Source organism: Actinoplanes sp. NPDC048988 (genome assembly GCF_043197815.1).
Classification (GTDB): Bacteria; Actinomycetota; Actinomycetes; order Mycobacteriales; family Micromonosporaceae; genus Actinoplanes.
The window spans coordinates 206,300-223,818 of record NZ_JBICTW010000001.1 but is presented as its reverse complement, the minus strand read 5'-3'; the positions used below and the strand labels follow the sequence as shown (position 1 = coordinate 223,818).

The window sequence follows — 17,519 nt, the reverse complement described above, 5'->3', positions numbered from 1 at the left end:
GGTGGGACAGTCCGACGTCGAAAGGGCAAACGTGCGCCGCTCTCTGCTGGCCGTCGCGGCCGCGCTCGTGGTCACCATCTCGGGCTGCACCGTGCCCTCGTTCGCCCCGGACGGGTCGGGCGACACCACGCCCGCGCCGCAGAGCACGAGCAGCGCGGCGCCGAACACGAGCGGCACCGCCTGGAAGCCCTGCCCCGAGATCCCCGACCAGCTCGTGGGCCGGGGCGCGGCCGGCATGACGTACGACTGCGCCACGGTCTCCGTCCCGCGTGACTGGTCCGATCGGGGCAACGGCCAGACGTACGCGATCGCGATGATCCGGATCCGCTCGGCCACCCAGAAACAGCGGACCGGCTCGCTGCTGATCAACCCGGGCGGCCCCGGCGGCTCCGGCATCGACACCGCGGTCTACCTGTCGTTCGGCCAGCAGTTCGGCGGCCTGCCGACCGCGATCACCGACAAGTTCGACATCATCGGCTTCGACCCGCGCGGCGTCGGCCGTTCCGATCCGGTCAAGTGCATCAGCGCCCAGGACCAGGACGCGAGCTTCGCCGCCGTGCCCGACCCGGTCAGCCAGGCCGACTTCACCAAGGTGGTCGCGCTGAACGAGAGGATCGCCGGCGACTGCGCGAAGAAATACAGCCCGGCCCAGCTGGCCACGTTCTCGACCGTGCAGGCGGCCAAGGACATGGACGCGATCCGCGACGCGGTCGGCGACGAGAAGCTCACCTACCTGGGCTATTCGTACGGCACGCTGCTCGGGGCCACGTACGCCCAGCTCTTCCCCACCAAGATCCGCGCGCTCGTGCTGGACGGCGCGGTCGACCCGAAGCAGAGCTTCATCGAGGGCTCGGAGACCCAGGCCAAAGGCTTCGAGCGCGCGTTCACGAACTTCACGAACTGGTGCAAGGCCAACACCGGCGACTGCCCGATCGCGCCGGACGCGCGAAAGGCGGTCACCGACGCGCTCAAGGCGGCCGACAAGAACCCGGTGAAGGGCGCCGACGGCCGTAACGCCACCTCCGGCTGGATCTTCGTGGCCGTGGTCTCCTCGCTCTACACCGAGACCGGCTGGACGGCGCTGGCCAAGGCGATCGGCGAACTCAAGACGGGCGACGCCGAGGGCGTCTTCGAACTGGCCGACCAGTACGCCGAGCGCAAGCCCGACGGCACGTACAGCAACCTGTTCGACGCCAACCTCGCGGTGAACTGCTCCGACACCAAGGACGCGCCGACGATCGAGGAGGTGCGCCGGCTCCAGGGCGAGTGGCGCAAGAAGTACCCGCTGTTCGGCGGCTCGATGGCGATCGGGATGCTGGCCTGCGCCGTTTGGAAGGGCGACCGTGATCCCTACCCGGCCGCGGCGGCCGTGGGCGCCCCGCCCATCGTCGTGGTCGGCACGACCGGCGACCCCGCCACCCCGTACGAGAACACCGCCGATCTGGCCTCGATGCTCGGCGTCGGGCACGTGCTGACCTGGGAGGGTGAGGGCCACACGGCCTACCCGAGCACGCCGTGCATCGTGCAGGCGGTCGACGGTTATCTCATCGATCTGAAGGTGCCGCGGGAGGGGCTGCGCTGTCCGGCGAAGTGATGCCGTCGCGCGCCGCCATCTGCTCGAGCAGGGCCCGTACGTGCCGCAGGTTCTGCTTGAGCTCCTCCTGCTCCTCGTGCCGGAAGACGTCCCGGTCGACGATGAGCTTGCTGGCGAAGTGCGCGGTGATCAGCGGGATCACGACCAGCACCATCAGCGAGATCAGCAGCCCGGCGATCACCCGGCCCTGCCACGACGCGGGCGAGATGTCGCCGTACCCGACGGTCGACGCGGTCACCACGGCCCACCAGATCGCGTCGCCGAGCGACTTGCCCTTCTCGAAAATGGAGAAGAGCGCACCGCAGACGACGATCAGGATGGCGTACGAGAGAATCAGCGTGCCCGGCGAGTTAGCCAGCCAGACGATCCCGCGATAGACCCTGAGCAGCATCTTCATGGCAGACATCGTGCCCGAGCAACGATCGGAAGGGGAGAGGCGCCGATGTTCCGGATCGCCGAGCGGGCCGACGTTCCCGCGATTCTGGCCCTGTTGGCCGATGACGAGATCAGCCGTTCGCGCGGTTTCGTGTCCGAGGACGTCGACGCGACGATCTGGGCCGCCTTCGAGCAGATCGACGCCGACCCGAACAACGAGCTGATCGTCGGCGACAACGGCGAGATCATCGCGACCTGCCAGCTCACGGTCATCCCCGGCCTCAGCCGGGGCGGGACCAAGCGGATGACCATCGAGGCGGTCCGGGTCCGGGCCGACCGTCGTGGCGGCGGCCTGGGGCGGGCCATGATGGCGTACGCGATGACGCGCGCCCGCGAGCAGGGCGCCGGCCTCATCCAGCTCACCACCGACAAGCGCCGCACCGAGGCCCGGCGCTTCTACGAGTCGCTCGGCTTCACCGCCTCCCACGAGGGCATGAAGCTGACCCTCGGCTAGGCCCAGTTCCGGGCCAGGCGGTCGAAGACCTCCGGGTCGCTGTGCGGCGGGATCACGCAGAGCAGGTGGCCGCCCGGGGCCTTCAGCGTCACGCACTCGAGCCAGCGGCCCACCTCGACCGCGCCGAGGCCGATCAGCCGGGCCGTCTCGGCCTCGACGTCGTCGGTCTCGATGTCGAAGTGGTAGCGGGGCGCGTCGTCGACGGCCTGCACGGCCAGGTCGTGGTCGGGCAGCACACCGCGCAGCGAGATGAACTGCTCCTCGCCGGGCACGGGCTGGGCCGGTACGCCGAGCGCCTGTGACCAGAAGCCGGCGGCCTGTGGGGCCTCTTTCCGGGGCGCGTCGATCAGGAAGGTCGAGAGCCGACTGCGATGTGCCATGACCGCGTAGTCTCCCGTTCCGGACCGGTTCAATCCACAGGTTTCCCGGGCCGCGCTGTCACTGTGACGAGCGCAATCCCGGAGGTTCTTTCCGGCCCGACCCACCCTCCCAGTTGGCCTTGTTCATCTTGCTGGGCTGCACGCGGGGCGGCTCGCCCGGCATCTTCGGGTGATCGGGCGGGTAGGGCAGGTCACCCAGGCCGTCCTTCTCGTCGCGGGCCGACCACTCCAGCAGCGGGGTGATGTCGTGGGCGACGTCGTCGATAGCCGCGTGCGGGTCACCGATCGCGGCGAAACGTTTCGGCACCGTCCGCAAATCGAAGTCGTCCGGCTCCACATCGGCCAGCTCGTCCCAGGTCACGGGGGCGGAGGCGGTGGCCCGGCCGTTGGCCCGCAGCGAATAGGCGCAGGCGATCGTGCGGTCCCGCGCCATCTGGTTGTAGTCGATGAAGACCCGCTCGCCGCGCTCCTCCTTCCACCACGACGTGGTGATCGCCTCGGGCCGGCGCCGCTCCACCTCGCGCCCCAGCGCGATCGCGGCCCGCCGCACCTGCACGAAATCCCACTGGGGCGCGATCCGCACGTAGACGTGAACGCCGCGCCCACCCGACGTCTTGGGAAAGCCCACCCAGCCCAGATCGTCGAGCACCTCCCGGATCACCCCGGCCGCAGTCCGTACGTCATCGAAGTCGGTACCCGGCTGCGGGTCGAGATCGATCCGCAGCTCATCGGGCTGATCGGCGGCCGCGGCCCGCACCGGCCACGGGTGAAACACGATCGTCCCCATCTGCGCGGCCCAGGCCACATGAGCGAGATCGACCGGGCACAGTTCCTCCGCCGTACGCATGCTGGGGAACTTGATCGTCGCCCGCTGGATCCAGTCGGGCACCCCGCGCGTCCCGATCCGCTTCTGGAAGAAGGTCTCCCCCTCGATCCCGTCGGGAAAGCGCTGCAACGTCGTCGGCCGCTCCCGCAGCGCCCGCATGATCCCGTCCCCGACGGCCAGGTAGTACTCGAAGACATCGCGCTTGGTGTATCCCTTACCCGGGAACACCACCTTGTCCGGACTGCTCAGCCGCACCGTGTGGCCGGCGATCTCATGCTCTTCCGCTGCGGCTTTCGGCATACCCCGACCCTAAGCCCTGGGTACGACACTCGCGCCCACCCGGCACGGGGAAGCCCAGCCACCCTTCAGTTCCTGGAGAACGATCTCGTCGATGCGGGCATGGTCCGGCGCGACAAGTACTGCTTCGGCTTCCAGATCCGGCTCGTGCAGGACCCGGCAGACAACTCAAGAGCAGCTACTGCGCGAAGCTCTCCGCCGGAGAGGGCGGCCTGCCCAATAAGTGCCGGGTGCGAGTCGTCGCCGTCCAGCCGCTGCTCAAGTCGGCGGAGCGGCTCGAAGAAATTCAGGCTCGGCTCTTCCCGTACCTGGGGCTGGCGATCGAAGACCTGGACGGCCGGTCGTCGACTAGTCAGGACTTGTCGGCGGCGCGGGTCAGGCGCAGCACCAGCAAGGTTCCCTCGGTCAGGAGCGTGAGCACGGTCAGGCCCGCGGCGGTTCCAAGGCCCAGCAGGGAGGTCTGGCCGAGCCAGGTGATCGCCGGTGAGGTGGAGCCGAAGGCGTCGGCCCAGTGCTGCACGCCGCTGCCCGGGGTGTCCGGGCCGCCGAGTGCGGCGACCAGGCCGATGACGAGACCGGTCCCGCAGGCCAGGGGGGCGAAGTAGAGCCGGAACTCCCACGTGCTGAACCGCCACGACAGGGCCCAGAGCGCCGTGATCAGGGCGGGCGCGGTCCAGGCGAGCGGGGTTACGGACGCCACCCTGCCATATCGCCTTTTTCGAAGCGGCGACCGTGTCACCCGGTCGGGCATTGCCGGGCGGGTGATGGTGTGCGGCCTTAGGCTCGAGGCATGGACTATCAAGTATCGGTCAAGTGCGAACAAATCGCCGAGTGGTACGTGAGGGTCAAGGGGCTCGCGGACGCTCACCACGGGCATGCCACGGGCGATCATCTGAAGGCGCTCGCGGACGAAATCTACGCCGAGGTGCCGTCGGAGTGGTGGGTCAGCCAGCCGGCCCCGCTCGACAACCGGGTGCGGTCCTAGAGGACGAAGGCGTCGGTCCAGAGCTGGCGTGACCGGCCGCCCAGGGCCTCCATCAGGCCGACCGCCTGCTGGTCGGTCAGGCCCGCGACGAAGTCGACGACAGCGCGGCCGCGAGCCCGGTGGAGGCGCTCGGGGGTGCCGGGCGGCAGCTCGGCCTCTGCCAGTTCGACCAGGTCCTGCAGGCGGCGCGGGATGCGTTCCTGCTCGTCGGGGTCGGTCAGCCAGGCCGAGAGCGCCTCGACCAGGGAGGCCAGCAGCCGGCCCTGGCCGCGCTGGTGCAGGGCCAGGTCGGGGCGGGCCAGGACGAACCTGTTCTGCACGAACTTGAGGATCTGTACCTCGTGCCACTGGGCGGTGGCCAGCTGGACGTGGCCGGAGCGGACCGCGGGGTCGGCGATCGTCTGGCACGACTCGACCAGGCGGCGGGTCCAGGTGGCGGAGAACGCCGCTACCCGGGCCTCCGCCTCCAGCGAGCCGTCGAACGGGCGGGCCAGCAGGCCGTCGACCAGCTCGGCCCGCACCAGCTCGACGGCGGCCGCGAAGGCCTCGTCGTCGGCCATCCAGCCGTCCTTGCGGTGCAGCTGGCGGCGCAGCGACTCGATGGCGCCGCCGGCCCGGTTCAGGTCGGTCGACGTGCCCCAGCGCTGCCACGCCATCAGCTCGGTGGCGACCGCGCCCTGCTGCAGGACGCCGACCCGGTGCACGTCCTCGAGGTCGTGGATGGCGTAGGCGATGTCGTCGGCGGTGTCCATGACCGAGGCCTCGACCGTCTGCTGCCAGTCGGCGACCCGGCCCGCGAACGGGGCCCGGGCCGCGCGCATGTCGTTCGCCTCGGTCGAGTAGGCGTTGAACTTCACCGAGCCGCCGTCGGGGTCGTCGGCCGGCGGGGCCGCTCCGCGCGGCGGCGGGTCCATGAAGCGCGCGGCGCCGCGGCGCGTCCACGGATATTTGAGGATCGCCGCCCGTACGGCGTTCGTCAGATTGAGCCCCAGAGTGGTCTGGCCGCGGCTCTCGGTGCTGGTGACGATGCGGTACGACTGGGCGTTGCCCTCGAAACCGTCGTTGAGGCCCAGGCGATGGCGGGCCAGCCGGTCGAGGACCCGCTCGCCGAGGTGCCCGAAGGGCGGGTGGCCCAGGTCGTGGGCCAGGGCGGCCGCCTCGACCACGTCGGGGTCGCAGCCGCCCAGCTTCTCGGCCAGCGACGGGTCGACCCGGTCGGCGATGGCCCGGGCCACCTGGGCGACCTTGAGGCTGTGGGTCATCCGGTTGTGCACCAGCAGGCCGGCGCCGCCCGGGCTGATGACCTGGGTGACGCCGGCGAGCCGGGCGAAGAAGGGTGAACTGACGATCCGGTCGCGATCGACCCGGAACGGGCTCGACGCGAGGTCACCGGGGGCGACGAGACTGTCGCCGAACAGGCGCTGAGCCCGGGGATCATCCATCCCGCGAAGGTTACCTGGCCTGCAGAGCGTCCAGCGCGACGGACATGGCGGCGACCAGACGGCGGTCGACGCGCGGGTCGTGGATGGTGACGACGTACTTGTCGCGCAGGCCCCACTTCTTCACGACCGAGAAGACCGGGCGGTCCGCGATCACGAAGTCGAAGTGGTACGGCAGCCAGGACAGGCTGTCGACGAAGCGGCGCAGGACGGCCACCCACACGTTGGTCTCGCGGCCGATCATCTCGCCGAAGCCGGGCTGCTCGAGGTGCCACGTCGAGCGCAGCAGCGACTCCTTGAAGTTCTTGCGGAACAGCCCGATCGGGGCGCCGTTCGCGTCGACCACGTCGTAGGTGGCGCCCAGGTCGATCACCTGGCGGGCCTTGAAGCCGAGCACCGGCACCGACTTGGTGTCGTCGCTGTAGAGGGTGACCTGCTCCTTGAACGCCATCCGCTTCTGCTGAGCGAACGCGAGCATGCCGGCCTCTTGGCCGTCGGGGGTGACGGCGTGGATCTCGTATTGGTTGACCATCAGCCGGACGCGCTGACGGACGATCAGCTGCTGCTGAGTTTGAAGGGTGTCGACAGTCACGGCGAGAGAGTGTGTCATACCCGGCGAATACTGTGGGGAACCCGAGCACCTCGGTGGCGGCACCCCTGGCCTGGAGGTCAGACTGGGTCAATGGCGAAACGAGGACGTACGGGTTCATTGATCGCGCTGGCTCTGGGCGCGGCGGCGGTCTGGGTGGCGAAAGACATACCCCGCCAGATGGGCGCCAAGGCCAAGGGCGAGCGGCTGGCCCGCATGCAAGCCTCCCCGCAGTACGCCGACGGCAAGTTCCGTAACACCGTGCCGGCCACCGAGATCACGTTCTCCTCGATGCCGCGGCTGCTCGCCGCGACCCTGCGCGACCGCGACGGCCGCCACCCGCACCAGCCGGTCCCGCTGGTCACTCCCGACCCGGGCGCCACGGCCGACGGCCTGCACGTCACCTGGTACGGGCACTCGTCGGCGCTGGTCGAGATCGAGGGCAAGCGGGTGCTGCTCGACCCGGTCTGGAGCGAACGCTGCTCGCCCTCGCGCCTGTCCGGCCCCAAACGGCTGCACGAGCCGCCGGTGGCGCTGCGTGACCTGCCGCCCCTCGACGCGGTGCTGATCTCGCACGACCACTACGACCACCTCGACATGGAGACCATCCACAACCTGGTCGACCTGCAGGCGGCGCCGTTCCTGGTCCCGCTGGGCGTCGGGGCCCACCTGGAGCGCTGGGGCGTGCCGGCCACCCGCATCGTCGAGATGGACTGGAACGACACCCACCAGGTCGCCGGTATCGAGTTCGTGGCCACCGCCGCCCGGCACTTCTCGGGCCGAGGGCTGGGCCGCGACGAGACGCTCTGGACCAGCTGGGCCATCAAGGGACCGAACCGCAAGGTCTTCTACTCGGGCGACACCGGCTACTTCCCGGGCTTCGCCCGGATCGGCGAGGAGCACGGCCCGTTCGACGTCACGCTGATCCAGGTCGGTGCGTACGGCGACGCCTGGCCCGACATCCACATGGTGCCCGAGGACGGCGTCGCCACCCACGTCGACGTCCAGGGCGCCCTGATGATTCCGGTGCACTGGGCGACGTTCAACCTGGCCCTGCACGAGTGGCCCGAGCCGGCCGACCGCGCGTGGGCCGAGGCCAAGGCCCGGGGGGTACGGCTGGCCGTCCCGCGCCCGGGCGAGCGCGTCGACGTCGACAACCCGCCGGCGGTGGACGGCTGGTGGCAGCAGATCGCGTAGCGGTCGCGCTGCTGGTGCTCGGCTACGGGGTGACGCCCGCGGGGCTCACCCCCGGCAGCCTGGCCCGGGTGCGGGCGGCGATCTCGTACGTCGAGGCCGGCGGCCGGCCGTCGCGGATCATCTTCAGCGGCGGCTGGGCGCAGGTCCGCGACGGCGCGGCCGAACCGCCGCCGGCCTGCCGCGAGGCCACGCTGATGCTGGAGGCGGCCCGCGAGGCCGGCCTGGGCGAGGTGGCCGAGCTGCGCGCGGAGTGCCGCTCGCGCAGCACGCTGGAGAACCTGCTGCACATCCAGGCCGACGGGCTGCTGGACGGGCTCGATCTGGGCCCGTCGCGGCCGCTCGGGGTGGTCACCCACGCCTGGCATCTGCCGCGCGTGCGATACCTGGCCGGGAAGGTCCTGGGGCTGCGCGGCGAGGCCCTTCTGGGCATTCCGGCCGCCGGCTCGCCGCCGCTCGACGAGTACGGGATCAGGGCCGCGTCCCGGATCGGCTTCCTCGGCGTACGGGATCCGCAGGAGTTGCTCCGCCGCGAGCGACGGATGGTGGCGTTGTTGCGGCGCGGGGTATAGAGGCCGGCATGGTCCTGCTGCTGCCCGTATATCAGCCCTCGTCCCATCTGCCCGAATTGATCGCCCAGGCCGACGGCCCGGTCGTGGTGGTCGACGACGGCAGCACGCCGCCGGTCACCGGACTGCCCTGCACGGTGTTGCGGCACCCGCGCAACCTGGGGAAGGGCGCGGCCCTGCGTACGGGACTCCGGCATGTCGCCTCGGCTTTTCCGGGGTCGTCGGTGGTGTGCGCGGACGCGGACGGGCAGCATGACATCGCGGACATCAGGCGGGTGGCCGAACTCGTCGATCAGAGCGGCCACATGGTGCTGGGCGTGCGGCGGGTCCGGCGGATGCCGTGGCGCAGCCGGATCGGCAACGCGGTGACACGGCTGCTGTTCCGGGCCACCACCGGCCGCTCGGTGCGCGACACCCAGACCGGCCTGCGCGGATTCCCCGGCGACCTGATCCCGTGGCTGCTCACGGTGCCCGGCGACCGCTTCGAGTACGAGATGAACGTGCTCATGGAGGCGGCGCGCGAGGGCCACCCGTACTCGCAGGTGGAGATCGCCACGACGTACCTGAACGACAACGCGTCGTCCCACTTCGGCCCGGTCGGCGACGCGGTGCGCGTCTATCGGTCGCTGCTGCGTTTCTAGCCGGTGGCGACGGTGTAGGCGGCGAGGAACAGGGTGCCGAGGACCAGGAGCAGACCGACTATCAGCCGGGCGGTGCTTGCGCTTTCCCGGCGTACGGGCCGGGACCTCTGACGTGACGGCATGGCGCCAGTGTGGGGCCCGGCCAGGGTGCGGACCAGGGGATATGTGGGCGGATAGCGCCTAGCCGGGCACCAAGCTCCTGTCGTCTATCCGTCTTTGCGCCAGGGTGAACGGCACAAGCGAGACGGCCAGATAGAGACCGCCCGCGAGCAGGAGCGCCGGGCGCGGGCCGGCGTGGTCGACGGCGAGGCCGCCCAGGAGACCGCCGAGGGGTACGCCGGCGAAGCCGATCGCCACGGCCGGGCCGAGGACGCGGCCGCGAAGGTGGCCCGGGACGCGTTCGTAGCCCAGGGCCATCAGGATCGGGTTGACGGCGGCGACCGCGAGGCCGGCGCCGAAGGCGATGGCGAGGACCGGCCAGAGGCGGCCGGTGGCGGCGAGCGCGAAGAACCGGGGCGAACCGGCGAGCAGGAAGCAGACGGCGAAGGTGGGCACCCGGGGCAGGCGGGTGGCCAGGGCCGCGTAGAGCAGCGAGCCGACGACGGCGCCGAGCCCGAAGACGCCGCCGAGCAGGCCGAGGACGGCCGGGCCGGCGCCGGACTCGCGCACCCAGACCGGGACGAAGACGATGCTGTACGCCTGGTCGGCCAGATTGGTGAAGAACAGCACGCCGACGATGAGGGCGAAAAGCTTGTCCCGGCGCAGGAACGCGAACCCGGCGGCGAGGGAGGCCAGGTAGCTCTCTCCGGGCTCGCCGGTTTTCACCGAGGTCGGACCGCGGACTCCGGCGGCGATCACCGCTGCGCCGGCGGCGAACGAGGCGGCGTCGATGGCCAGGACGGCGGCCGGGCCGATGGTGGCGACCAGAACGCCGCCGAGGGGGAGGCCGACCAGGATGGCGGCCCGGCCGATGCCGTCGAACAGGGCTGTGGCCCGGGCCATGGGGGTGTCCCCGACGGCCTGGGGGAGCAGCGCGCGCTTGGCCGTGTTGGTGGCGCCGCCCAGGGCGCCGGCGGCCGCGACGATCGCCACCAGCGGCCCGAACGAGAGCAGGCCCAGAACGTGCAGCAGCGGGACCAGGGCGACGACGGCGGCGCTCGCCGCGTCCGACACGATCGCCACCCGCCGGGCGCCGAGGCGGTCGACGAGCGGGCCGCCGAACATCCCGGCCAGCACGAACGGCAGCGTCTGGGCGAGCGCGACGGCGCCGACCCGGGTCGCCGACCCGGTGGTGGTCAGCACCAGCCAGGGGACGGCCACACTGGACACATGGCTGCCGGCCAGCGACACCGCCTCGGCGACCAGTAGACTCGCCAGCGGGCGCCGCATCAGCCGTCGCTCAGCGGAAGGATCTGCCACTGCACGGCCACGCGGCCGTCCCCGTGGTCGCCGCCGTACTCGGCGACCAGGGCGGACATCCGCTCGCGCAACTCGGCGGCCCGCTCGGGACGAAGCCGCAGGATGTCGGTGCCGAGGTGGAGCGCGTCCTGCCACTCGCGCGACACGGCCGGCAGGTTGGCGATGGCGGCCTCGGTCCGCTGGAAGTCGGCCTGGGCCACGGCCCGCAGGTAGCCCTCGGCCAGCTCCCACGACTGCCGGCTCTCCTCCGGCGTCAGCACCGTGCGCCGGCGCGCGGCCCGCCACCAGCGTTCCCGGGCGGTGCCGCGCCCGGCGTCCTCGACCACGAAGCCGTACGCCGCGAGCTGCCGGAGGTGGTAGCTGGTGGCGCCGCTCGATTGCCCGAGCTGCTCGCCCAGCCGCGAGGCCGTCGACGGCCCGCGCTCGCGGAGCAGATTCAACAGCCGTACCCGCAAGGGATGGGCCAGCCCGCGCAGCGTTCGCGGGTCCAGCGCAACCGTCTCGTCGTCGTCCATCATGGATGCAAAGATAAATTTGCAAAGCTTTCTTTGCAATAGCACGGCCGATGTCCGGGGTGGCATACTGCCGCGCATGGTGTTGACGGGGGAGATCCACATCACGTACGGGATCTATCGCAAGATGGCTTTGAGTTCGTACGGTATTCGGCCCACCATCGGGCGGGCGCTGCCGCTGGCGTTCCTGGTCATCGGGGCGGTGCAGACGCTGATCGCGGAGAACCCGGACCCGCCGTTTCTGCGCATGGGAGTGTTCTTCCTCGTCATCCCGGCGTTCTTCGAGCTGATGGTGCTGATCAGCTGGGCGCTGCGGCACCAGGCGTACGCCCAGCCGTTCCGGTACGAGTTCGGCGCCACCGGCATGACCGAGCGGACCGCCACCGGCCGCACCGACCTGCCGTGGACCGACGTCACCCGGGTCGACCGCTGGCCCTCCACGTGGATCATCCACTTCCGCGGCGGCCGCTACCTGCGCGTACCCCGCAAGGCGCTGGCCCCGGCCGACCGCCGGACTCTCAACGAGTTCTTCCTGGCCAACCCCGCCGTCTTCGGTTAGCGCCTCAGAGCAGGGCGGCGATCTCGGCCAGCTTGGTGACGGTGGCCCAGTTGCGCTCGGTGCCGTGCAGGCCCAGGCGGCGGGCAATCATGGCGGCGTTGACCGGGTTGCCGTGAACGCGATCGCGGTAGTCGATGTAGACCTCGCGGTCGAGCAGGCGTACGTCGTCGTGGGATTCCAGGAGCTTGGCGCGGGCGGCCGGCGGGTGGTCGGCCAGGAAGACCACCCGCAGGAACGTGGGGCGTGACGTCGCCGCGGCCGGGAACGGGTTGGCGGCGATGATCTCCATGAGGCGGGCGTGGCTGCGGACCATGACCGGCTCGTTCAGGTCGAAGCGCTCGCGCAGGACCTTGTGGATGATGGGGCCGACGTCCAGGTCGGAGCGGACCACCACGTTGCCGCTCTGCAGGTGGGTTCTCGCGCCGGGCAGGCCGGCCGCCTCCAGTTCGGCGCGCAGGGCCGCCATCGGGACCTTGTTGCGGGTGCCGAGGTTGACCGCCCGCAGCAGGGCCACCCAGACCGTCATTCGCTGATCGTACGAGGTGGGCGCGGGGTCGGCGGGGCGGGCAGCTCCTCGATCGGGTCCAGCGTGAAGGTCTTCTCCTGGCCGGCGGTCAGCCGCACGTCCTCGCCCTGGTGGCGGAACTCGACGGGTGCGTGCCGGGCCGCGTACGTCACGGAATCGGGGGTGACCGCGACCGAGAGACGGCAGCCGCGCCAGCGCAGGCCGAAGGCCAGGCGGGTCAGCCGGGGCGGCAGGCGCGGCGCGAAGGACAGCCGGCCGTCGTGGTCGCGGAGGCCGCCGAAGCCCATGACCAGGGCCGTCCACGCGCCGGCGCAGGCGGCGATGTGCAGGCCGTCGCCGCCGGACTCGCCGCTGCCGCGCAGGTCGAGCAACGCCGATTCGGCCAGGTATTCGTGGGCTCGGGTCAGGTAGCCGAGTTCGGCCGCGAGCACGGCCTGGATCGGGGCCGACAGGGACGAGTCACGCACCGTGCGGGCCTCGTAGTACGCGAAGTTGCGGCGCTTCTCGTCCAGGGTGAACGCGTCGGGCCGCTTCATCATCGCCAGTACGAGGTCGGCCTGCTTGATCACCTGCTTGCGGTAGAGGTTCAGGTAGTGGTGATGGAGCATCAGCGGATACGCGTCGTCCGAAAAATCCCAGGCGGGCAGCCGGGTGAAGCCGGCCGACTGATCGTGGACCTCCCGCCGCTCGTCATAGGGCACATGGAGCCGTACGGGCGAGCCCGCGGCCCGCAGGTTCTGTTCCACCATCAGGTTCGTGTAGATGTTGTCGTCCATCAGCGCCGTGTATTCGTCGGGCCCGGTGACCCCGGCGATGTGGCCGACGTGCTCCTCGTCGAAGTAGACGACCGACTTCCACAGGCGCGCCGTCTCGTCCAGGAGCTCCTTGCCGGCCGAGCGCATGAAGTCCTCGTCGCCGGTCGCGGCGTGGTAGCGCAGCACCGCGTCGGCGATGTCGGCGTTGACGTGCAGCGCGGCCGTGCCGGCCGGCCAGTAGCCGGAGCACTCGGGGCCGCTGATCGTGCGCCACGGGAAGGCGGCGCCGTCCAGGCGCAGCTCACGGGCCCGGGCGCGGGCCTGGTCGAGGGTGCTGTGCCGCCAGCGCAGGGCCAGTCCCGCGCAGTCGGGATGGGTGTAGGTGAGCACCGGCAGCACGTACGTCTCGGTGTCCCAGAGGGTGTGCCCGTCGTAGCCGTTGCCGGTCAGGCCCTTGGCCGGGATGGGATGCGGGCCGGCCTGGGCCGCCGCCTGCAGGACGTGGAAGAGCCCGAACCGGACGGCCTGCTGGATGTCGGGGTCGCCGTCGACCTCGACGTCGGCGCCGTCCCAGAACTCGTCGAGGTAGTCGCGCTGCTCGGCCAGGAGCACGTCGAAGCCGTCGCGGGCGGCGGCGTCCCGGTCCTTCAGCGCCTGCCCGCGGAGGTCGTCCTCGTTCCAGCGGTACGCGGTGAACTTGTCGAAGCTGATCTCGCCGTGCCCGGTGGCCGTCCACCGGATCAGGTCGAGCGAGGTCACGACGGTGCCCTCGTGACCGGTATGGATCACCGCGGCGGCGACCGGCAGGCCGCTGCGGCGGGTGCGGTGAACCAGCACGTCCGGGTCGCTGGAGACGCTGCGGAAGGGCGTCGTGATGATCGCGCTGGCCCGCGGGTCGTCGCGTTCCGCGGGCAGGGCCTCGTTGACCACCAGATCGGATTCGACGGTCAGGGGCGCGTCGGCTCGCACGGTGTAGCGGACGGCGGTCACCGAGGGGCGTGGGAACGAGACCAGCCGTACGCTGCGTACCCGCACCTCCACTCCGGAGGGTGAGGTCCATTCGACCTCGCGGGTCAGCGTGCCGGCCCGCAGATCGAGGACCCGTTCGTGCCGGGTCAGCGTCCCCGTGCGTACGTCGAAGGGATCATCGCCGACGCGCAGCGCGATCGGCTTCGCGTTGGGCGCGTTCACCACCGTCTCGGTGCGTTCCGGGAACGCGTACCCGGCCTCGGGGTAGGTGACGTCCCGTTCCTCGAAGAGCGAGTTGAGGAAGGTGCCGGGCATCCCGCCCGCGTGCGGCTCGTCGAGGTTGCCGCGCAGGCCGACGTGGCCGTTGCCCAGCGCGAAGATCGACTCGGCCTGGCGCAGTCCGTCGTCGCCGGGCAGGGCGGTCTCGCGTACGGCCCAGGGCTCGGCCGCTCCGATCTCAGACATAGCGCAGGTCCGGCCGCCCGCTGACGTGCATGACGGTGACGCCGGAGGCCAGGGTCGCCCGGCGGCCGGCCTCCTCGTACGACCCGCCGGTGAGCAGGGTCGCGGTCAGGGCGGCCGTGAAGGAGTCGCCGCCGCCGGTGGTGTCCACCGGCTCGCCGTCGGTCAGCGGGATCGTCGCCTGGCCGTCCTTCCAGATGAGAAGGTTGCCGTCCTCCCGGGCCAGGGCGAGCAGGGACGGGCCGCCGTCGAGGACGCCGGCGTCCAGCCCGTCGGCCTCCTTCTCGTCGGCGCGCACCACATCCGCGTACGCCAGAATCGCCCGGTCTTTCACCTCGCCGTCGAGGACGACCAGCTTGCCGGCCTGATGGCCGATCCGGGCCGCGGCCAGCGCCGCCTCGAACGGCTGCTGCAACTGCACGAGTACGGCGTCGGCGCCGGCGATGACGTCCCGCGCGGCCAGCACGTCGTCCTCGGTCAGCAGCACCTCCGGCGGAAGGTGCTCGACGTAGCGGTAGTGCGACCCCGGTTCGAGAATTTCGACGATCAGGCCGGTCAGCGCGCCGCGCCGGCGCACCACCCGGCGTACGTCGATGCCGTCCTGCCGGGCCTGATCGATAAGCACGTCGCCGATCACGTCGTCGCCGGCCACCGCGACCAGCGACGGGCGCACCCCGAGCTGGGCCAGCGCGACGGCCTGGTTGGCGCCCTTGCCGCCCAGCTGCTCGCGGCGGCTGGTCGCCGCGGCCGAGGAACCGACGTCCGGGAGTTCGTCAACGGTCAATACGAGGTCGCGGGCGAGCTGTCCGATCACGGCGGCGGTTGGTGGCGTCACGCCCGACCAATACCCCGCCGACCGACAGAATGTGCGACATCCCAGCCTCTTCACAGGATCGGCGGCCGATCCGGCCACCGAGGGCATTGCGGGACACCAATGCCCTTTCTAGGCTTCCAGGCATCGTAGCCACCTGCGAGGAGCAGCCATGACGAGCAGCAGCCCGGTGTCGTCGGACGCCTACGAATACTTGGACAACATCAACCCCGAGGAGCAGGCCCGTCTCGAGGCCGTCCGCCGCTACCGGCTGGTCGACCAGCCGGTCGAGGACGCGTACGACCGGATCGCCTTCGTCGCGGGCGCCATCTTCGACACCCCGATCGCCACCGTCTCGCTGGTCGAACAGGACCGGGTCTGGCTGGCCGCGTGCCAGGGGCTCAGCGGGGTACGCCAGGTCGGCCGCGAGCCGGGCCTGTGCGCGTCGGTGATCGCCCAGGACGACGTGTACGTCATCAACAACGCCGCGGTCGACCCCCGCACGCTCGAACACCCGCTGGTCCGGGGCGAGCTGGGCCTGCGCTTCTACGCCGCGGCGCCGATCCGGACGCACGACGGCTACCGTCTCGGCACGGTCAACGTGATCGACAACAAGCCCCGCGAGGCCAACCCGCGCCAGCTCAAGGCCCTCGAGCACCTCGCCTCGATGGTCTCGGACGAGCTCGAGCTGCGCCTCATGGTCATCCGCAGCGCGGCCGCCGAGCAGCGCATGCGAGAAACCGTCAACTGATTACGTTTTCGTCGATACGGGTAGTGCGCTGCCCATGAGCACCCCCCGAACGATCGCTGTAGTGGCGCACCAGCGCAAGACGTTCGGCGGCGGCCTGGACGAGCTCCGCCGCCGCCTCACCGACACGGGCGTCGAGGACCTGCTGTGGTTCGAGGTGCCCAAGAGCAAGAAGGCCCCCGACCAGGTCCGGAAAGTCGTCAAGGCCAAGCCGGATCTGCTGGTGGTGTGGGGCGGCGACGGCATGGTCCAGCGCTCGATCGACGTCCTGGCCCGCGAGAAGGGCGGCTCGAAGATCCCGCTGGCCATCATGCCGGCCGGCACCGGCAACCTGCTCGCGTCCAACCTGGGCATCCCCACCGATCTCGAGCAGGCCGTCGACATCGCCCTGCACGGCGACCGGCGCCGCATCGACCTGGGCAAGCTCAACGGCGAGTACTTCGGCGTGATGGCCGGCGTCGGCTTCGACGGCGCGATGATCAGCGACGCCGACCGCAACATGAAGGACCGGCTGGGCAAATTGGCGTACGTGTGGGCCGGCGTCCGCCACGTCAACGGCGAGGCGCCGAAGGCCCTGATCAAGATCGACGGCAACGACTGGTTCGAGGACGAGGCCAGCTGCGTCCTGATCGGCAACGTCAGCAAGATCACCGGCGGCATCAAGGCGTTCGACGACGCGAAACCGGACGACGGCTGGCTCGACGTCGGCGTCGCCACGGCCCAGGGCGCCCTGCAGTGGGCCCGCGCCCTCGGCACGATGGCGGTCGGCCGCAGCGACAGCTCCCCGTTCGTCCGCACCACCCGGGCCCGGCGGGTCGAGGTCAAACTCAAGTCCAAGATGGAGTACGAGCTGGACGGCGGCGCCCGGACGAAGACGAAGACCTTCACGGCCAAGGTCGCCCCGGCCGCGGTGCGGGTATGCGTCCCGCGGGAGTCAGCCGACCAGCGCTAACGCGTGCGCCCGGCCCGGGCGGCGCCGCGGGCCGGCCCCGAACGCCGTCTCGCCCGCCAGCCGCTCGACGGCCGGATCGGCCAGGTCGGCGTCCCCGGTGCCTGGCTGACAGGCCTGAGCCACGTCCTCCACCAGCGGCGCCACGCCCGGATCGGCGGCGCCCATGGCCCGGGCCAGCACGGCGACCGGATGCCCGCGCCGCCCGCTCAGCGTCTCCGGCGGGATCCCGTCGAGAATCGCCTCGGCCAGCCCGCGCCGCCGCACGTGATCGGCCCCTTCGCAGAACCGCCCGACCGTGGCCCGAAGCCACCCCACACCCGTGTCTCCCGGCGGCACGGCGGGCACGACGTACGCCGGGTCGTACAGAATCTCTCGCATCGCCGCAGGCTAGGCCCGGAAATCT

Annotated in this window: 22 protein-coding genes; 9 read left to right on the top strand and 13 right to left on the bottom strand. The window is 71.1% G+C overall.

Annotation, left to right across the window (positions count from 1 at the left end):
• Positions 1–31: 31 nt before the first annotated feature.
• The gene (locus tag ACGFJ7_RS01075) at positions 32–1,594 is read left to right on the top strand and encodes an alpha/beta hydrolase (protein WP_392640075.1); all 1,563 of its coding nucleotides are present in this window, start codon (positions 32–34) and stop codon (positions 1,592–1,594) included.
• On the opposite strand, the gene ACGFJ7_RS01070 is transcribed toward ACGFJ7_RS01075, so the two are convergent.
• A complete protein-coding gene (locus ACGFJ7_RS01070; RefSeq protein WP_392640072.1) occupies positions 1,545–1,991 on the bottom strand; it encodes a potassium channel family protein in 447 nt (148 codons plus the stop codon). The genes ACGFJ7_RS01075 and ACGFJ7_RS01070 overlap by 50 nt on opposite strands.
• 45 nt (positions 1,992–2,036) lie before the next feature.
• Here ACGFJ7_RS01070 and ACGFJ7_RS01065 point away from each other — a divergent pair, with 45 nt between their 5' ends.
• Positions 2,037–2,483 (top strand): GNAT family N-acetyltransferase, encoded by a 447-nt coding sequence (locus ACGFJ7_RS01065; protein ID WP_392640069.1) that lies wholly within the window; start codon positions 2,037–2,039, stop codon positions 2,481–2,483.
• Here ACGFJ7_RS01065 and ACGFJ7_RS01060 read toward each other — a convergent pair.
• The 3 genes from ACGFJ7_RS01060 to ACGFJ7_RS01050 form a co-directional block, all read right to left on the bottom strand.
• Positions 2,480–2,863, bottom strand: a complete 384-nt coding sequence (locus tag ACGFJ7_RS01060; RefSeq protein WP_392640066.1) for a VOC family protein — start codon at positions 2,861–2,863, stop codon at positions 2,480–2,482. The genes ACGFJ7_RS01065 and ACGFJ7_RS01060 overlap by 4 nt on opposite strands.
• Before the next feature lie 58 nt (positions 2,864–2,921).
• Positions 2,922–3,989 carry a non-homologous end-joining DNA ligase gene (gene ligD / locus ACGFJ7_RS01055; RefSeq protein ID WP_392640063.1) on the bottom strand — a complete coding sequence of 356 codons (1,068 nt, stop codon included), beginning with the start codon at positions 3,987–3,989 and terminating at the stop codon, positions 2,922–2,924.
• Between the two features lie 349 nt (positions 3,990–4,338).
• Positions 4,339–4,686: a hypothetical protein gene (locus tag ACGFJ7_RS01050; protein ID WP_392640060.1), complete on the bottom strand. Its 348-nt coding sequence runs from the start codon at positions 4,684–4,686 to the stop codon at positions 4,339–4,341.
• A gap of 90 nt (positions 4,687–4,776) precedes the next feature.
• On the opposite strand from ACGFJ7_RS01050, the gene ACGFJ7_RS01045 reads away from it, so the two are divergent.
• On the top strand, positions 4,777–4,971 hold the full coding sequence (locus tag ACGFJ7_RS01045; protein WP_360241395.1) for a hypothetical protein: 195 nt from the start codon (positions 4,777–4,779) through the stop codon (positions 4,969–4,971).
• Here the strand turns inward: ACGFJ7_RS01045 and ACGFJ7_RS01040 are convergent.
• A complete protein-coding gene (locus ACGFJ7_RS01040) occupies positions 4,968–6,413 on the bottom strand; it encodes a dGTP triphosphohydrolase (protein WP_360241392.1) in 1,446 nt (481 codons plus the stop codon). The genes ACGFJ7_RS01045 and ACGFJ7_RS01040 overlap by 4 nt on opposite strands.
• Positions 6,414–6,423: 10 nt before the next feature.
• Positions 6,424–7,002, bottom strand: coding sequence for a hypothetical protein (locus ACGFJ7_RS01035; RefSeq protein ID WP_360241389.1), 579 nt, complete (start codon positions 7,000–7,002; stop codon positions 6,424–6,426).
• A 90-nt stretch (positions 7,003–7,092) separates the two neighbouring features.
• Here ACGFJ7_RS01035 and ACGFJ7_RS01030 point away from each other — a divergent pair, with 90 nt between their 5' ends.
• From ACGFJ7_RS01030 to ACGFJ7_RS01020, 3 genes are read left to right on the top strand one after another with little or no spacing between them, the layout of a single operon-like run.
• Positions 7,093–8,196, top strand: coding sequence for an MBL fold metallo-hydrolase (locus ACGFJ7_RS01030; RefSeq protein ID WP_392640056.1), 1,104 nt, complete (start codon positions 7,093–7,095; stop codon positions 8,194–8,196).
• Positions 8,178–8,765 (top strand): YdcF family protein, encoded by a 588-nt coding sequence (locus ACGFJ7_RS01025; RefSeq protein WP_392640053.1) that lies wholly within the window; start codon positions 8,178–8,180, stop codon positions 8,763–8,765. The genes ACGFJ7_RS01030 and ACGFJ7_RS01025 overlap by 19 nt, the downstream gene beginning before the upstream one ends.
• 8 nt (positions 8,766–8,773) lie before the next feature.
• Complete coding sequence (locus ACGFJ7_RS01020; protein WP_360241380.1) at positions 8,774–9,403, top strand: glycosyltransferase family 2 protein; 630 nt, start codon at positions 8,774–8,776, stop codon at positions 9,401–9,403.
• Here the strand turns inward: ACGFJ7_RS01020 and ACGFJ7_RS01015 are convergent.
• Genes ACGFJ7_RS01015 through ACGFJ7_RS01005 form a run of 3 tightly spaced genes read right to left on the bottom strand, consistent with a single transcriptional unit; the run spans position 9,400 to position 11,340 of the window.
• On the bottom strand, positions 9,400–9,525 hold the full coding sequence (locus tag ACGFJ7_RS01015) for a hypothetical protein (RefSeq protein WP_360241377.1): 126 nt from the start codon (positions 9,523–9,525) through the stop codon (positions 9,400–9,402). The two genes, ACGFJ7_RS01020 and ACGFJ7_RS01015, sit on opposite strands and share 4 nt — an antisense overlap.
• A gap of 58 nt (positions 9,526–9,583) precedes the next feature.
• Positions 9,584–10,792 (bottom strand): MFS transporter, encoded by a 1,209-nt coding sequence (locus ACGFJ7_RS01010; RefSeq protein WP_392640050.1) that lies wholly within the window; start codon positions 10,790–10,792, stop codon positions 9,584–9,586.
• A complete protein-coding gene (locus ACGFJ7_RS01005; RefSeq protein ID WP_392640047.1) occupies positions 10,792–11,340 on the bottom strand; it encodes a helix-turn-helix domain-containing protein in 549 nt (182 codons plus the stop codon). The genes ACGFJ7_RS01010 and ACGFJ7_RS01005 overlap by 1 nt, the downstream gene beginning before the upstream one ends.
• A 73-nt stretch (positions 11,341–11,413) precedes the next feature.
• Here ACGFJ7_RS01005 and ACGFJ7_RS01000 point away from each other — a divergent pair, with 73 nt between their 5' ends.
• Positions 11,414–11,893 carry a YcxB family protein gene (locus ACGFJ7_RS01000; RefSeq protein WP_360241368.1) on the top strand — a complete coding sequence of 160 codons (480 nt, stop codon included), beginning with the start codon at positions 11,414–11,416 and terminating at the stop codon, positions 11,891–11,893.
• A 4-nt stretch (positions 11,894–11,897) separates the two neighbouring features.
• On the opposite strand, the gene ACGFJ7_RS00995 is transcribed toward ACGFJ7_RS01000, so the two are convergent.
• Genes ACGFJ7_RS00995 through ACGFJ7_RS00985 form a run of 3 tightly spaced genes read right to left on the bottom strand, consistent with a single transcriptional unit; the run spans position 11,898 to position 15,440 of the window.
• Positions 11,898–12,419: a DUF1697 domain-containing protein gene (locus ACGFJ7_RS00995; protein WP_392640044.1), complete on the bottom strand. Its 522-nt coding sequence runs from the start codon at positions 12,417–12,419 to the stop codon at positions 11,898–11,900.
• Positions 12,416–14,608: a glycosyl hydrolase family 65 protein gene (locus ACGFJ7_RS00990; protein ID WP_360241362.1), complete on the bottom strand. Its 2,193-nt coding sequence runs from the start codon at positions 14,606–14,608 to the stop codon at positions 12,416–12,418. The genes ACGFJ7_RS00995 and ACGFJ7_RS00990 overlap by 4 nt, the downstream gene beginning before the upstream one ends.
• A complete protein-coding gene (locus tag ACGFJ7_RS00985; RefSeq protein ID WP_360241359.1) occupies positions 14,601–15,440 on the bottom strand; it encodes a PfkB family carbohydrate kinase in 840 nt (279 codons plus the stop codon). The genes ACGFJ7_RS00990 and ACGFJ7_RS00985 overlap by 8 nt, the downstream gene beginning before the upstream one ends.
• A 148-nt stretch (positions 15,441–15,588) precedes the next feature.
• Between ACGFJ7_RS00985 and ACGFJ7_RS00980 the strand changes: the two genes are divergently transcribed.
• Positions 15,589–16,167 carry a GAF domain-containing protein gene (locus ACGFJ7_RS00980; RefSeq protein WP_360241356.1) on the top strand — a complete coding sequence of 193 codons (579 nt, stop codon included), beginning with the start codon at positions 15,589–15,591 and terminating at the stop codon, positions 16,165–16,167.
• Positions 16,168–16,201: 34 nt separating this feature from the next.
• On the top strand, positions 16,202–17,116 hold the full coding sequence (locus ACGFJ7_RS00975) for a diacylglycerol/lipid kinase family protein (protein WP_392640039.1): 915 nt from the start codon (positions 16,202–16,204) through the stop codon (positions 17,114–17,116).
• Here ACGFJ7_RS00975 and ACGFJ7_RS00970 read toward each other — a convergent pair.
• Positions 17,099–17,494, bottom strand: a complete 396-nt coding sequence (locus ACGFJ7_RS00970; protein WP_392640036.1) for a hypothetical protein — start codon at positions 17,492–17,494, stop codon at positions 17,099–17,101. The two genes, ACGFJ7_RS00975 and ACGFJ7_RS00970, sit on opposite strands and share 18 nt — an antisense overlap.
• Between the last annotated feature and the right edge of the window lie 25 nt (positions 17,495–17,519).

Coding starts and splice junctions, on each gene's coding strand:
- ACGFJ7_RS01070 (WP_392640072.1), bottom strand. CDS start 1,991: ATGAAGATGCTGCTCAGGGTCTATCGCGGGATCGTCTGGCTGGCTAAC.
- ACGFJ7_RS01065 (WP_392640069.1), top strand. CDS start 2,037: ATGTTCCGGATCGCCGAGCGGGCCGACGTTCCCGCGATTCTGGCCCTG.
- ACGFJ7_RS01060 (WP_392640066.1), bottom strand. CDS start 2,863: ATGGCACATCGCAGTCGGCTCTCGACCTTCCTGATCGACGCGCCCCGG.
- ligD (WP_392640063.1), bottom strand. CDS start 3,989: ATGCCGAAAGCCGCAGCGGAAGAGCATGAGATCGCCGGCCACACGGTG.
- ACGFJ7_RS01045 (WP_360241395.1), top strand. CDS start 4,777: ATGGACTATCAAGTATCGGTCAAGTGCGAACAAATCGCCGAGTGGTAC.
- ACGFJ7_RS01040 (WP_360241392.1), bottom strand. CDS start 6,413: ATGGATGATCCCCGGGCTCAGCGCCTGTTCGGCGACAGTCTCGTCGCC.
- ACGFJ7_RS01030 (WP_392640056.1), top strand. CDS start 7,093: ATGGCGAAACGAGGACGTACGGGTTCATTGATCGCGCTGGCTCTGGGC.
- ACGFJ7_RS01020 (WP_360241380.1), top strand. CDS start 8,774: ATGGTCCTGCTGCTGCCCGTATATCAGCCCTCGTCCCATCTGCCCGAA.
- ACGFJ7_RS01015 (WP_360241377.1), bottom strand. CDS start 9,525: ATGCCGTCACGTCAGAGGTCCCGGCCCGTACGCCGGGAAAGCGCAAGC.
- ACGFJ7_RS01010 (WP_392640050.1), bottom strand. CDS start 10,792: ATGCGGCGCCCGCTGGCGAGTCTACTGGTCGCCGAGGCGGTGTCGCTG.
- ACGFJ7_RS01005 (WP_392640047.1), bottom strand. CDS start 11,340: ATGATGGACGACGACGAGACGGTTGCGCTGGACCCGCGAACGCTGCGC.
- ACGFJ7_RS01000 (WP_360241368.1), top strand. CDS start 11,414: ATGGTGTTGACGGGGGAGATCCACATCACGTACGGGATCTATCGCAAG.
- ACGFJ7_RS00995 (WP_392640044.1), bottom strand. CDS start 12,419: ATGACGGTCTGGGTGGCCCTGCTGCGGGCGGTCAACCTCGGCACCCGC.
- ACGFJ7_RS00990 (WP_360241362.1), bottom strand. CDS start 14,608: ATGTCTGAGATCGGAGCGGCCGAGCCCTGGGCCGTACGCGAGACCGCC.
- ACGFJ7_RS00980 (WP_360241356.1), top strand. CDS start 15,589: ATGACGAGCAGCAGCCCGGTGTCGTCGGACGCCTACGAATACTTGGAC.
- ACGFJ7_RS00975 (WP_392640039.1), top strand. CDS start 16,202: ATGAGCACCCCCCGAACGATCGCTGTAGTGGCGCACCAGCGCAAGACG.
- ACGFJ7_RS00970 (WP_392640036.1), bottom strand. CDS start 17,494: ATGCGAGAGATTCTGTACGACCCGGCGTACGTCGTGCCCGCCGTGCCG.